The sequence below is a fragment of the Jannaschia sp. M317 genome (genome assembly GCF_025141175.1).
GTDB lineage: Bacteria > Pseudomonadota > Alphaproteobacteria > Rhodobacterales > Rhodobacteraceae > Jannaschia.
Genome location: NZ_CP081159.1, coordinates 27,397 through 39,604 on the forward strand (window position 1 = coordinate 27,397; position 12,208 = coordinate 39,604).

The 12,208-nt window shown below is 65.2% G+C and carries 11 protein-coding genes; 6 read left to right on the forward strand and 5 right to left on the reverse strand.

The annotated features are described in order from the left end of the window. Window positions 1–17: 17 nt before the first annotated feature. On the reverse strand, window positions 18–962 hold the full coding sequence (locus K3551_RS19460; protein ID WP_259920388.1) for a sugar ABC transporter substrate-binding protein: 945 nt from the start codon (window positions 960–962) through the stop codon (window positions 18–20). Between the two features lie 127 nt (window positions 963–1,089). After that, entirely contained in the window at window positions 1,090–2,016 is a 927-nt protein-coding gene (locus K3551_RS19465) for a 3-keto-5-aminohexanoate cleavage protein (RefSeq protein ID WP_259920391.1), read from the reverse strand. 78 nt (window positions 2,017–2,094) lie between these two features. On the opposite strand from K3551_RS19465, the gene K3551_RS19470 reads away from it, so the two are divergent. Next, window positions 2,095–2,871: an SDR family oxidoreductase gene (locus K3551_RS19470; protein ID WP_259920394.1), complete on the forward strand. Its 777-nt coding sequence runs from the start codon at window positions 2,095–2,097 to the stop codon at window positions 2,869–2,871. 33 nt (window positions 2,872–2,904) lie between these two features. Here the strand turns inward: K3551_RS19470 and K3551_RS19475 are convergent, their stop codons facing one another. Continuing rightward, entirely contained in the window at window positions 2,905–3,897 is a 993-nt protein-coding gene (locus K3551_RS19475) for a LacI family DNA-binding transcriptional regulator (protein ID WP_259920269.1), read from the reverse strand. Window positions 3,898–4,008: 111 nt separating this feature from the next. On the opposite strand from K3551_RS19475, the gene K3551_RS19480 reads away from it, so the two are divergent. The 5 genes from K3551_RS19480 to K3551_RS19500 are packed head-to-tail and all read left to right on the forward strand — an operon-like array spanning window position 4,009 to window position 9,655. Beyond that, on the forward strand, window positions 4,009–5,067 hold the full coding sequence (locus tag K3551_RS19480; protein WP_259920271.1) for a sugar phosphate isomerase/epimerase: 1,059 nt from the start codon (window positions 4,009–4,011) through the stop codon (window positions 5,065–5,067). After that, complete coding sequence (locus K3551_RS19485; RefSeq protein ID WP_259920273.1) at window positions 5,064–6,194, forward strand: Gfo/Idh/MocA family protein; 1,131 nt, start codon at window positions 5,064–5,066, stop codon at window positions 6,192–6,194. Before K3551_RS19480 ends, K3551_RS19485 begins: the two co-directional genes overlap by 4 nt. Then, window positions 6,191–7,684 carry a sugar ABC transporter ATP-binding protein gene (locus K3551_RS19490; RefSeq protein WP_409197438.1) on the forward strand — a complete coding sequence of 498 codons (1,494 nt, stop codon included), beginning with the start codon at window positions 6,191–6,193 and terminating at the stop codon, window positions 7,682–7,684. The genes K3551_RS19485 and K3551_RS19490 overlap by 4 nt, the downstream gene beginning before the upstream one ends. Then, window positions 7,681–8,676 (forward strand): ABC transporter permease, encoded by a 996-nt coding sequence (locus tag K3551_RS19495; protein ID WP_259920277.1) that lies wholly within the window; start codon window positions 7,681–7,683, stop codon window positions 8,674–8,676. The genes K3551_RS19490 and K3551_RS19495 overlap by 4 nt, the downstream gene beginning before the upstream one ends. A gap of 37 nt (window positions 8,677–8,713) precedes the next feature. After that, entirely contained in the window at window positions 8,714–9,655 is a 942-nt protein-coding gene (locus K3551_RS19500) for an ABC transporter substrate-binding protein (protein WP_259920279.1), read from the forward strand. Between the two features lie 133 nt (window positions 9,656–9,788). On the opposite strand, the gene K3551_RS19505 is transcribed toward K3551_RS19500, so the two are convergent. Together K3551_RS19505 and K3551_RS19510 are read right to left on the reverse strand one after the other, a co-directional pair. Then, window positions 9,789–10,847, reverse strand: a complete 1,059-nt coding sequence (locus K3551_RS19505; RefSeq protein WP_259920280.1) for a ParB N-terminal domain-containing protein — start codon at window positions 10,845–10,847, stop codon at window positions 9,789–9,791. Beyond that, window positions 10,844–12,154 (reverse strand): AAA family ATPase, encoded by a 1,311-nt coding sequence (locus K3551_RS19510; protein ID WP_259920282.1) that lies wholly within the window; start codon window positions 12,152–12,154, stop codon window positions 10,844–10,846. The genes K3551_RS19505 and K3551_RS19510 overlap by 4 nt, the downstream gene beginning before the upstream one ends. Window positions 12,155–12,208: the final 54 nt, after the last annotated feature.

Here is a 12,208-nt window from a genome sequence, read left to right on the forward strand (position 1 = left end):
GCCCTCATCCCATCGTCTTACTTGGCGCCCCAGATGGACGCCTTGTTCGCCTCGGCACCGGCGGCGTCATAGATGGCGCCCCCGATCACGTTGACGCGCGGGACCTCTTTGCCGGCGATCAGATCGGCGGCCAGGGCCACGGCGGTGCGCCCGGTCTGGTCCAGGTTCATCACGACAAAGGCGTCGGCGGTGCCACCGGTGACGGCGGCATAGCCGTCGCCCGACCCGTTGATGCCGGTCAGAATGACGCGGTCATCGCCTTCACCGCCCAGCTTGCCCATGTCGGTAAGAACCGTCTCGACCGCGGGGAAATGCGTGTCGGTGGCAGCAAAGACGCCGTCGATGTCCGGGTTCGCCTGGAACGCGTTCTGCGTGCCCGACAAGGCGCGCGAGCTGTCCCAGTCGGTCGGCACTTCGATGATCTTGACGTTGTCCAGCTTGGCGATCTCTTCGCGCCAGCCTGCCGAACGGTCGATGCCGTTCTGATCGTTGAGCGCGCCGATCAGCTCGACCAGGACGATTTCGCCTGCGCGATCCTTCAACGCATTGGCCATGTATTCCCCGGCCAAGCGACCATCGATCAGCGAGTCGGGACCGACGAAGGCGGCGACGACCTGGCTGTCGGGCAGGTCACGGTCATAGGCGACGACGGGAATGCCCGCGCGCTTGGCCGCGATCAGGGCGCGTTCGATGGTGTTCTGGTCCACGGCGCAGACCAGGATGGCGTCGACGCCCTGGGTGATCAGCGACTGGATCTGCGCGTTCTGCGCCTGTGCGTCGCCGTCGGCCACGACCTCGATCAGGCCATAGCCCCGGTCGGCGGCCTCGGCCTTGATGGCGTCGTTCACGCCGACACGGCTTTCGAACAACTGGTCCACAGACAGGCCCAGCGTGATGTCCTGGGCCAGCGCGGCACTGGTCATCAGGGCTGCGGCGGCAATACCGGCAAGCAGTTTCTTCATGGTCATTCTCCCTTTGGTCGGTCAGCGGCAGCCCTATGGACAGGCCGTTCCCGCTCCTCCAAATTCACATAAGCAAGTTATTTCCATACTTGCAAGTGCGTGGTCTGACCAAATTTGGTGGGACCAATCAGAAATTCACCCGATCGCCCCCTTTCAATGCCAGCATCTCACGAGCATCTGCCGGCGTCGCGACCTCCAACCCCAGGGCCTCGATCATGGCGCGGGCCTTTTGGACCTGCTCGGCATTGGTCCGCGCCAGGCGTTTCGGCCCTATCCAGAGACTATCTTCCAGTCCCACGCGCACATGACCGCCCAAGGCAACCGACTGCACCGCAATCGAAAGCTGGTTCTTCCCGGCCCCCAGGACCGACCATTGGTAGTCGGAACCGAACAGACGGTCCGCCGTGCGCTTCATGTGAGCGACATCTTCGGGGTGCGCCCCGATGCCGCCAAGGATACCGAAAACCGATTGAACGAAGAAAGGTGGTCTGACCAAACCACGATCTACGAAATGGGCGAGCGTGTAAAGATGCCCGATGTCGTAGCATTCGATCTCGAACCGGGTGCCGCTTTCGGCGCAGGCAGTCAGAATCGCCTCGATGTCCGCAAAGGTGTTGCGGAATATCCGGTCGCGCGACCCTTCCAGATAGGGCCGCTCCCATGGGTGCTGAAACTCCGGGAAGCGGTCGACCATGGGATAGAGCCCGAAATTCATCGTGCCCATGTTAAGCGAGGCCACCTCCGGCGCGTAATGGACCGCCGGTTTCATCCGCTCCTCGACCAACATCGTGGGCGACCCGCCCGTGGTGATGTTGATGACCGCATCGCAGCCTTGCTTGATCACGCCCAGGATCGGGGCAAAGGCCTCGGGGGCCTGATCCGGCGCGCCGGTCACCGGGTCGCGCGCGTGGATGTGAACCAGCGCCGCCCCCGCCTGCGCCGCGCCGATGGCGGCCTCGGCGATCTCGCTGGGCGTGATCGGCAGATGCGGGGACATGGTGGGGGTGTGAATGGCGCCGGTGACGGCACAGGTGATCATGACCTTGCGGGGCATCGTGTCTCCTCCTTCGGGCGAGGCGGGCTTGCCTGCGCCCTGCCCTTCCGCCTTGATGCCCAGCAAAGGGGGCGCACCATGGACATGCAACTGAAAGATTCCCGCGTGATCATCACGGCGGGCGCGGCCGGCATCGGCCGGGAGATCGTGCAGGCCTTCGTCGAAGAGGGCGCGCGCGTCGCCACCTGCGACGTCGATGCCGGGGCGCTGAACGACCTGACGACCGCCCTGCCCCAGGTCTGGGCCCGCCCCTGCGACGTAGCCGACACAGGGGCGGCGGCGGATTTCGTGGCCCGGGCCGTCGCGCATCTGGGCGGGCTGGATACGCTGGTGAACAACGCGGGCATTGCCGGTCCCACCGCCCCGCTGGAGGATATCGATCCCCACGATTGGGCCCGCACGCTGGATGTCTGCCTGACCGGGCAGTTCAACATCACCCGCGCCGCGATCCCCTCGCTGCGCAACAGCAGCAACGCGTCCATCGTCAACATGTCGTCCGCCGCTGGAAAGGTCGGCTTTGCCCGCCGCGCCCCATATGCGGCGGCGAAATGGGGGGTGATCGGGCTGACGAAATCCCTGGCCATCGAACTTGGCCCCGACGGGATACGCGCCAATGCGATCCTGCCCGGCCTTGTCGCCGGTGACCGCCAGCGCCGCGTGATGGAGGCGCGCGCCCAGGCCCGCGGCCTGCCGTTTGCCGAGATCGAGTCCGAAGCGTTCTCCCGCGTGTCGATCAAGGACTACGTGACCGCGCGCCAACTGGCCGATCAGATCCTGTTTCTGGCCAGTCCGCGCGGACGAACCATTTCCGGTCAGGCCATCGCCGTGGATGGCGACACCGGTATGTTGGCATGACATTGCGCCCCTAGGCCGCGCGGCGATCCGGCCCTAGACCGGGGCGGTGCTGCCGCGCACCTGCAACCGGCAGTCCAGAATGGACTGCTCCGGCGACAGGGCCGCGCCTGCGGTCACTGCCGCGACCAGGCGTTCGGCCGCCAACCGGCCCAGGGCCGCGCGCGGCTGATGGATCGTGGTCAGCGGCGGGATGAACCGGTCGGAAAACTCGATGTCGTCAAATCCGATGACCGACACGTCGTCGGGCACCCGCAGGCCCATCCGGTCGCATTCAGAAATGAAGCCGAGCGCGCTTTCGTCCGAGGTGCAGAACACCGCCGTCGGACGCGGGGCCATGGCGGCCCAGTCCCGTGCGGCGCGAGCCCCGCGTTCCATGGTGAAATCGCCGGGCATCAAGTCGCCGGGCCGATGTCCCACGCCCGCCCCCGCCAATGCCGCACGCCAGCCGTCCGCGCGCGCCCGGCTCAGCACGTTGCCACCCGGCCCCCCCAGACAGGCAATGTGGCGATGCCCCAGATCCAAGAGATGCTGCACCGCCATCCGCGCACCGGCCCGGTTGTCGATCCGAACCCCCGGCAGATCGGCCCCCTCGATCCATTCGCAGACCATGATCACCGGAACGTCCCAGCCGCGCACCATCTCGGCCGGCAGACCCCCATCCAACAGCAGCACCCCGTCGCTGCGCCCATCCACGCCAAGCCCCGCAAGGCGCGGCACTTCTACCAGCGAATCAGAAATCTGGACCGTCAGGCCGGCGTCCCCGGCCACATCCTGCACAGCGGCCACGATACGGCTGAAGAACGTATTGGCCAGGTTGGGCGCCAGCAGGGTCACCGCCCGCGCGCGTCGCTGCCGCAGATCCCGCGCAGCGGCATTTGCGCGGTAACCCGTTGCTGCGACTGCCTTCAAGACGCGGGCACGGGTTTCCGCCCCGACACGTTCCGGCATCGACAACGCGCGGCTGACCGTGGCGGTCGAAACCCCCGCCGCCTGCGCCACATCCGCGATCCCTGCCCTACGTCTCATGACCCTCAACTGCCCCCGTTACGAAAGACTTGCCAGACGCTCCAAGCTATGTAAACGATTACATCACTGGCTGAGTCGCGAGGAGGCGGCGCACCGGGATGGGAGGACGACATGAAGACGATCAAGGGCCCGGCCCTGTTCCTGGCACAGTTCGCCGGGGACGAGGCGCCGTTCAATTCCTGGGACAGCATCACGAAATGGGCGGCCGATTGCGGCTATGCGGGTGTGCAGGTGCCCAGCTGGGATGCCCGGCTGTTCGACCTGTCCAAGGCCGCCACGTCCAAGACCTACTGCGACGACTTCAAGGGCCAGGCAGCAGCCAACGGCGTCGAAGTGACCGAACTATCGACCCACCTGCAAGGCCAGCTCGTCGCCGTCCACCCCGCCTATGACACCGCTTTCGACGGCTTTGCCGCCCCCTCGGTTCACGGCGACCCCAAGGCGCGGCAAGCCTGGGCCGTGGATCAGATGATGCAGGCGATTTCCGCGTCTCGGAACCTGGGCATCGCCGAACACGTCACATTCTCCGGGGCGCTGGCCTGGCCCTACGTCTACCCCTGGCCGCAACGCCCCGCCGGTCTGGTCGAGGCCGCCTTCGACGAGCTGGCCAAACGCTGGCGCCCGATCCTGGATCACGCCGAGGAAAATGGCGTCGACATCTGCTATGAAATCCACCCGGGCGAGGATCTGCACGACGGCGTCACCTTCGAGATGTTCCTGGACCGCGTGGACAATCACGCGCGCGCCAACATGCTCTACGATCCGTCGCACTACGTCCTGCAATGCCTGGATTATCTGGACAACATCGACATTTACGCCGACCGCATCAAGATGTTCCACGTCAAGGACGCGGAGTTCAATCCAACCGGGCGACAGGGTGTCTATGGCGGCTATCAGCCCTGGGTGAACCGCGCGGGCCGCTTCCGGTCGCTTGGCGACGGTCAGGTCGATTTCGGGGCCGTCTTTTCCAAGATGGCCGCGAACGACTTCGACGGTTGGGCCGTGGTCGAATGGGAATGCGCTCTCAAACACCCCGAAGACGGGGCCCGCGAAGGGGCCGAATTCGTCCGGCAGCACATCATCCGCGTGACCGATAAGGCCTTCGACGATTTCGCCGATGGCGGGGCCGACGACGCAGGCAACCGCCGCATGCTGGGGTTGGACCGATGAGCGGGCGCATCCGGCTTGGCATGGTCGGCGGCGGAACGGGCGCCTTTATCGGCGCCGTCCACCGCCTCGCCGCCCGAATGGACGACCGCTATGATTTCGTCGCGGGTGCCCTGTCCTCCACCCCCGAACGCGCCCGTGAAAGCGGGGCCGAGCTGGGCCTCGACCCGGCGCGCAGCTATGATGACTTCACCGCCATGGCCAAGCGCGAGGCGCGGCTGAAGGACGGCATTCAGGCCGTCGCCATCGTCACGCCCAACCACATGCACGCCCCCGCCGCGCGCGAGTTCCTGAAACGCGGCATTCACGTCATCTGCGACAAACCCCTGACCGCGACCCTGCCCGAGGCCAAGAAGCTGGCCCGCGCGGTAGAGGACAGCGACGCGCTGTTCATCCTGACCCACAATTACACTGCCTATCCGCTGGTGCGGCAGGCGCGGGCGATGGTGGCCGATGGCACGCTTGGCGAACTCCGCGTGGTGCAGGTGGAATATCCGCAGGACTGGCTGACAACGCCCTTGGAATCCGAGGGCCAGAAACAGGCCGAATGGCGCAACGATCCCGCCAAGACCGGCGCCGGCAACTGCGTCGGCGACATCGGCACCCACGCGCACAACCTGGCCGAGTTCATCACCGGCCAGCGGGTCGAAAGCCTGGCCGCCGACATGCACACCTTCGTCCCCGGTCGCCTGCTGGATGACAACATTCACGTCATGCTGCGGTTCGACGGCGGCGCGCGCGGCATGCTCTGGACGTCGCAGGTGGCGCCGGGCAACGAAAACGGATTGCGTATCCGCGTCTACGGCGAGAATGGCGGCCTCGAATGGGCGCAGGAGAACCCGAACGTCCTGACCCATTCCCCCTATGGCGAACCACCGCGCACCATCACCCGCGCCGGTCCCGGCTTTACCCAGACCACCGGCACCCGCGTCCCCCCCGGCCACCCCGAGGGCTATCTGGAGGGGTTCGGAAATCTCTACAGCGAGGCCGCCGACCTGATCGAGGCCCACGCGCGCGGCGAGACGCCCGAAACCCTGCTGCCGGGGATCGAACAGGGCCTGCGGGGCATGCGATTTGTGGATGCCTGCGTCCGGTCGAACAAGCGCAACGCCGCCTGGGTCACGCTGTGAAACTCACCCTCCGTGCCATCGACCGCAGCTTTGGGGCCGTGCAGGTTCTGCATGGCATCACGCTGGACCTGATGCCGGGCGAGGTTCACGCCTTGATCGGTGAAAACGGGGCCGGCAAGTCGACCACGATGAAGATCATGTCCGGCTACCTCGCCCCCACGGCAGGGCAGGTCCTGCTGGACGATCAGCCGGTGACCTTTGCCGACAGCCAGGACGCCGAGGCGCGGGGCGTGGTGCTGATCCATCAGGAGTTCAACCTGGCCGAGCAATTGACGGTCGAACAGAACATCTTTTTGGGGCACGAGCTGAAAAAGGGTCTGTTCCTGGACAAGCGCGCCATGCGCGACCGCACCCGCGCCCTGCTGGATCGGTTGAATTGTGGCGTTGCGCCGGGTGCGCGGGTGCGCGACATCTCCAACCCCGACAAGCAGATGGTGGAAATCGCCAAGGCGCTCAGCCGGGATGCCCGCGTCCTGATCATGGACGAACCCACCGCCGTTCTGACCGAACGCGAAGCGGAGGTGCTGTTCGAACAGGTCGACCGTCTGCGTCGCGAAGGCGTGGCGATCCTGTTCACCTCTCACAAGCTGGACGAGGTCAAGCGTATCTCGGACCGGGTCACCGTCTTGCGCGACGGCCACGTGGTCGCCCAGACCACGACCGACACCCTGTCCGAAGACGACATGGCCACCGCCATGGTCGGGCGCGACGTGTCGTCCCTTTACCCCGCCCGCACCGCCCCCGTCGGGTCCGAGGTGGTGCTGTCGGTCAAGGGTCTGACCGTGCCGAAGTTTGCCAGGAACGTCGATTTCGACCTGCACAAGGGCGAGATCCTGGGCATCGCCGGGCTGATCGGATCAGGTCGCACCGAAACGATGGAGGGACTGGTCGGCCTCCGCTCCGCTAGCGGTGTGATCACACTGCGCGGACAGCCGGTCACCTTCGACCGCCCCCGCGCCGCCCTGAATGCGGGCGTCGCCTACCTGACCGAGGACCGCAAGGAACGCGGCCTGCTGCTGACCAAGGGCATGCGCGAAAACCTGACGCTGCAAAGCCTGGCGGATTTCACCGGCCTGTTGATCGACGAGGCCGCCGAAGATCGCGCCCTGGATCGCGCGATCACGGACTTCGACATCCGCGCGCCGCACCGCGCCGTCAACGTCGGCAACCTGTCCGGCGGAAATCAGCAAAAGCTGCTGCTGGCGAAAACCATGCTGGCCGAGCCCGAGATCGTCATCATCGACGAACCCACGCGCGGCATCGACATCGGCACCAAACAGCAGATCTACGAATTCATCCACGCGCTTGCCGCAACCGGCAAGAGCATCATCGTCATCTCCTCCGAAATGCAGGAGGTCATCGGTCTGTCCGACCGTGTGATCGTCATGCGAACAGGCTCTGTTGCGGGGGAATTGACCGGAAACGACATCACAGAAGACAGGATCGTCCGCCTCGCGATGGGGTTGGACGGCATCCGGGGGGCCGCATGACCGCGATCGACAAACCGGCGCAATCGCGCCTTTCGCTGGACCTGAAGGTCCTGGGCCCGATCCTGGCGTTGGTGGCGCTGATCATCGTGGGCGCGCTGCTCAATTCCAACTTCCTGAGCGCGGGCAACATCACCAACGTCCTGTCGCGCTCCGCCTTTATCGGCATCATCGCCGTGGGCATGACATTTGTGATCACAAGCGGCGGACTGGACCTGTCCGTCGGCTCGATGGCGGCCTTCATCGCGGGTCTTATGATCCTCGTGATGAACGGCCTGCTGGATAGCATGGGCCCCGGCTGGCCGCTGGTCTTTGTCGGCATGGCCACCGCGCTGGTTGCGGGCGTCTTTGCCGGCGCGGTCAACGGCTTTCTGATCACCACCATGCGGATCGAGGCGTTCATCGTCACGCTGGGCACCATGGGCATCTACCGCAGCCTGGTCACCTGGCTGGCGGACGGCGGCACCCTGTCGCTTGATTTCGGCATGCGCAGCGTGATCCGCCCGATCTATTACGATGGCATCCTGGGCATCAGCTTTCCCATCATCGTTTTCGCCCTGGTCGCCATCACGGGCGAGATCGTGATGCGCCGTGCCGCCTTTGGCCGCCACGCGGCCGCCGTTGGCAGCAACGACCAGGTGGCGCGCTATTCCTCGGTCAACGTCATCCGGGTGCGTATGCTGACCTACGTGTTCCTGGGCATCCTCGTCGGCGTCGCGACCATCATGTATGTGCCGCGCCTCGGCTCCGCCTCGTCGTCCACCGGTGTGTTGTGGGAGCTGGAGGCGATTGCCGCCGTCATCATCGGCGGCACCATGCTCAAGGGTGGCTTCGGCCGGGTCTGGGGCACCGTGATCGGTGTCCTGATCCTAAGCCTCATCGACAACATCCTGAACCTGACCGACGGGGTCAGCCCCTATCTGAACGGGGCCATTCAGGGCGTCATCATCATTCTCGCTGTGATCCTGCAACGGGAGCGAAAGGCCGAGGGCTGAGGAGGGCCCGAGGTTCAACCATAAAGGGAGAGAAACCATGAAACATTTTGCGATCGCGGCCCTGCTTGCCGCAACAACCGCCCTGCCCGCGCTTGCGCAGGACGTCAAAGTCATCGGCGTGTCCATTCCGGCGGCCACCCACGGCTGGGCGGGGGGCATGAACTTCCACGCGCAGCAGGCCGTCAACCGCCTGGAGGAGGTCTATCCCCAGCTCGACTTCGTGCTGGCCACCGCGTCGGACCCCTCCAAGCAGGTGAACGATATCGAGGATATGCTCGCCACGCGCGACATCTCGGCGCTCGTCGTTCTGCCGTTCGAATCCGAGCCGCTGACCGGTCCGGTCAAGGCCGTTTCCGACGCCGGGGCCTGGGTCACCGTGGTCGATCGGGGCCTGGCGATTGCGGGGATCGAGGATCTGTATGTTGCAGGCGACAACCCCGGCTTTGGCCGTGTGTCTGGTGAATACATGGTCAGCAAGATGCCCGACGGCGGCAAGATCGTCGCCCTGCGCGGCATCCCCACCACCATCGACAACGAACGGGTCGAAGGTTTCCAGACCGCCATCGAAGGCTCCGGCATCGAGATCGTGGACATGGAGCACGGCAACTGGAACCGCGACGACAGCTTCACCGTGATGCAGGACTTCCTGTCCAAGCATCCGCAGCTGGACGCGGTCTGGGCGTCCGACGACGACATGGCCATCGGTGTCCTGGCCGCCATCGAGGCTGCGGGTCGCGATGACATCCAGTTCGTCCTGGGCGGTGCCGGCATGAAGGAAATGGTCAAGCGCACGGCGGACGGCGACACGATGGTCCCCGCCAACGTGACCTATCCGCCGTCGATGATCGCCACCGCCATCGAGATGACAGCTGTGGGCATGACCTCGACCGCGCCGGTCGCGGGAACGTTCACCATCGGATCGGTTCTGATCACGCCCGACAACGCGCTTGAATTCTACTATCCCGACAGCCCGTTCTGATCAGCGTTACCGAAGTGGAAAGGCCCGCCTTCTGGCGGGCCTTTTGTTTTTTATCAATTGGTTAGATCAGGTTACCAGCCGGTAACCGGTGATCGGATCACCGTCCCCTGCCCCGGTTACCGGCCGGTAACCGTCACAATTTGCGGATGCGCGGTCCGCGCGCCAATTCCGCCTCAAAGGCCTTTACCGCCGCCTCCAGCCGATCGCGCGGCATCTGGGCAAAATTGGTGTCACTCACCACGCGGAACTCTCCGTCCCGTGCCGTGACCTTCAAGGCGCCGACGCGAAACTCCAGCTTGGCCATCGCTGGACGCGCCGCACCCTGACCCGCACCACGTTTTTCCGCCTCGACGAAACCTTGCAGCAGACGGTTCTGCGCCTGGGCATCCTCTGCCGTGGCCAACCGAGCCCGCAAGGTCTCCACCTCGCCGGGCACCCGCAACGCACGCGCAACAGACACCCCGAGGTCGCGGCCCACCGCCTTCGGAAACCGCAGGTCTGCCCCCAGGATCGACAGCATCCAGACGAACGCCTTGATATAGGACCGCTTGGTCTTGTGCAGCGACGCATAAAGCCGGGCGACCATCGCATCTGGATCGATCTCATCCACCGCCGGGTCCTCTGCCGCGGAAATCGCGACCTGCGCCATCTCGGCAAAGGTCAGATCCTCGCGGACCACGTTCTCCTCGACCATGTCGACATAGCGGGCCAACCGGTCATCAGCACCGCCCTCGACCCGCGCGACAACCATGGCAAACCGATCGTCCCCCGTCTCGTCGTGAAGCTGCCGCAGCGCGGTCAGGCGACGCCATCCCTTCTTGAGCTGGTAGCCGTCACCTTCGGCCCAGACCTCGATCGGTTCGCGTTGACCCCGTGCGCGGATCGAGGCTTTCAACTCCTCCATCTCATCGGAGGCGGCGACAGCCTCCAGGTCCAGCCGATCCCGTGGCAAGGCCTCGGTCCCGATCCGGTCCAGCGGCAGAGACAGCAGGACGTGCCCCGCCTCCTGCGCCTCGCGCCAGGCCTTGGCGTCCTCGGCATTGCGCCTGCGCTGTTCGATCTTGGCTTCGGTCGTCTCGTGCAACGTCTCGGCGGTTTCGCGCACGGCCGCCCCCATGGGACCCGGCCGGCGATCCCGCTTGACCGCGGGCGTATCGATGGGGGCAAAGCCGAACTTGTTCTTGGACGTCATGCCACATCTCCTTTCACCGAGGCGTCAGCCTCCCAGGCGGTCAGCACCGTTTCCTTGAACTCGCCGTAAGCGCGGTCGAAACTCTGGCGCGCACGCTTCCAGGTTTCGCGGGTCATCTGCCGGTAATCCTGCTCGTAGACCGACATCTGGAACCGGCCGGACTGTTCGACCGCGCGCGTCATCTCGACCGGGTGACGGCAAACGTCGGCCCCGAAAACATTGGCGAAGGCATCGGACATCGCGGCATGCAGCGGGTTGGTCGTCTCGTACCGGGTCATCAGCAGACGGATGTCGCGGAAGGTTTTCGGCAAGGTCAGCCCTGCCTCCTCGGCGATGCCGGTGAACCCTTCGGAAATGTCGGCCAGAGCATCGCCCAACTGACCGAGGAACGACGTTGTGGAATCATACTCCCAGTATCCGGGGCCCGACGGGATATAGAGAATGTCCGAGGCGAAGGCGGCGTTCAGCGACTGATAGCCGATGGCGGGCGGGCAATCGAAGATGATGATGTCATACTGATCGTCAGGCAGCTCATCGAGATAGCGGGCCACACAGCCAAAGAACGTCCAGGCCTTGTGCAATGCCCGGTACTGCGCCGAGGCGAACTCGACAAAGGCCGCGTTGGCACAGCTGGGGATGATGTCGATGGTCGGCCAGCAGGTCCGCTGGATGAAGTCCTGAACCCGCTGGGCCCCGATGCTCTGCACGTCGTCGGGCAGCTCGTCGCTGGACGGGTAGGGGCAATCATCGGGATCGTCGTAGGTGGCGGTGATGCGGTCTGCCTCGCGACACAGATCGCGACACATGATCCCCCAGACGGTGTTCCACTCCTTCACCTCGACCAGCCCCATGGAATGGGTCAACGTGGCCTGAGGATCGAAATCGACGCAGAGCACCCGGTAACCATCGAGCGCGGCGGCGTGGGCCAGATGCTGTGCCACCACGGTCTTGCCGACACCGCCCTTGAAGTTGGACACCGCCACCCGCATCGCGCGGCCCTTGGGCCTGTGGGGCAGGAGGGTCTTGCCACGGAAGCGAAGACGGCGGCGCAGCTCGTTGATGTCCTGAAGAGAGAACCAACGCTGCCGGCCGTCCTCCTCGACCGTGCCCTGCGGCAGGGAGGGGTCATCGGCGAGCTTCTTGCGCAGCGTGTCGGCGGGGACGTCGAACATGAACTGACTGATCTCCCAGATGGAGAAGGGCCGCAGCTCCTTCACTTCTCCGGGGGAGAAGGTCGCGCGGCGCACGGCGGCCTGCTGGCTCAGGCTGCGTTCGTTCATGGTCAATAGGTCGGAATGGTCGCGCATGCTGTCCTCTTGCTCTGCCTCTTGTTTTCGGGCTTCCGGTTCGGAATAACGGGA

Bases quoted from the DNA above. Each gene is read 5' to 3' on its own strand.
- K3551_RS19460 (WP_259920388.1), bottom strand. From the start codon at position 962: ATGAAGAAACTGCTTGCCGGTATTGCCGCCGCAGCCCTGATGACCAGT.
- K3551_RS19465 (WP_259920391.1), bottom strand. From the start codon at position 2,016: ATGCCCCGCAAGGTCATGATCACCTGTGCCGTCACCGGCGCCATTCAC.
- K3551_RS19470 (WP_259920394.1), top strand. From the start codon at position 2,095: ATGGACATGCAACTGAAAGATTCCCGCGTGATCATCACGGCGGGCGCG.
- K3551_RS19475 (WP_259920269.1), bottom strand. From the start codon at position 3,897: ATGAGACGTAGGGCAGGGATCGCGGATGTGGCGCAGGCGGCGGGGGTT.
- K3551_RS19480 (WP_259920271.1), top strand. From the start codon at position 4,009: ATGAAGACGATCAAGGGCCCGGCCCTGTTCCTGGCACAGTTCGCCGGG.
- K3551_RS19485 (WP_259920273.1), top strand. From the start codon at position 5,064: ATGAGCGGGCGCATCCGGCTTGGCATGGTCGGCGGCGGAACGGGCGCC.
- K3551_RS19495 (WP_259920277.1), top strand. From the start codon at position 7,681: ATGACCGCGATCGACAAACCGGCGCAATCGCGCCTTTCGCTGGACCTG.
- K3551_RS19500 (WP_259920279.1), top strand. From the start codon at position 8,714: ATGAAACATTTTGCGATCGCGGCCCTGCTTGCCGCAACAACCGCCCTG.
- K3551_RS19505 (WP_259920280.1), bottom strand. From the start codon at position 10,847: ATGACGTCCAAGAACAAGTTCGGCTTTGCCCCCATCGATACGCCCGCG.
- K3551_RS19510 (WP_259920282.1), bottom strand. From the start codon at position 12,154: ATGCGCGACCATTCCGACCTATTGACCATGAACGAACGCAGCCTGAGC.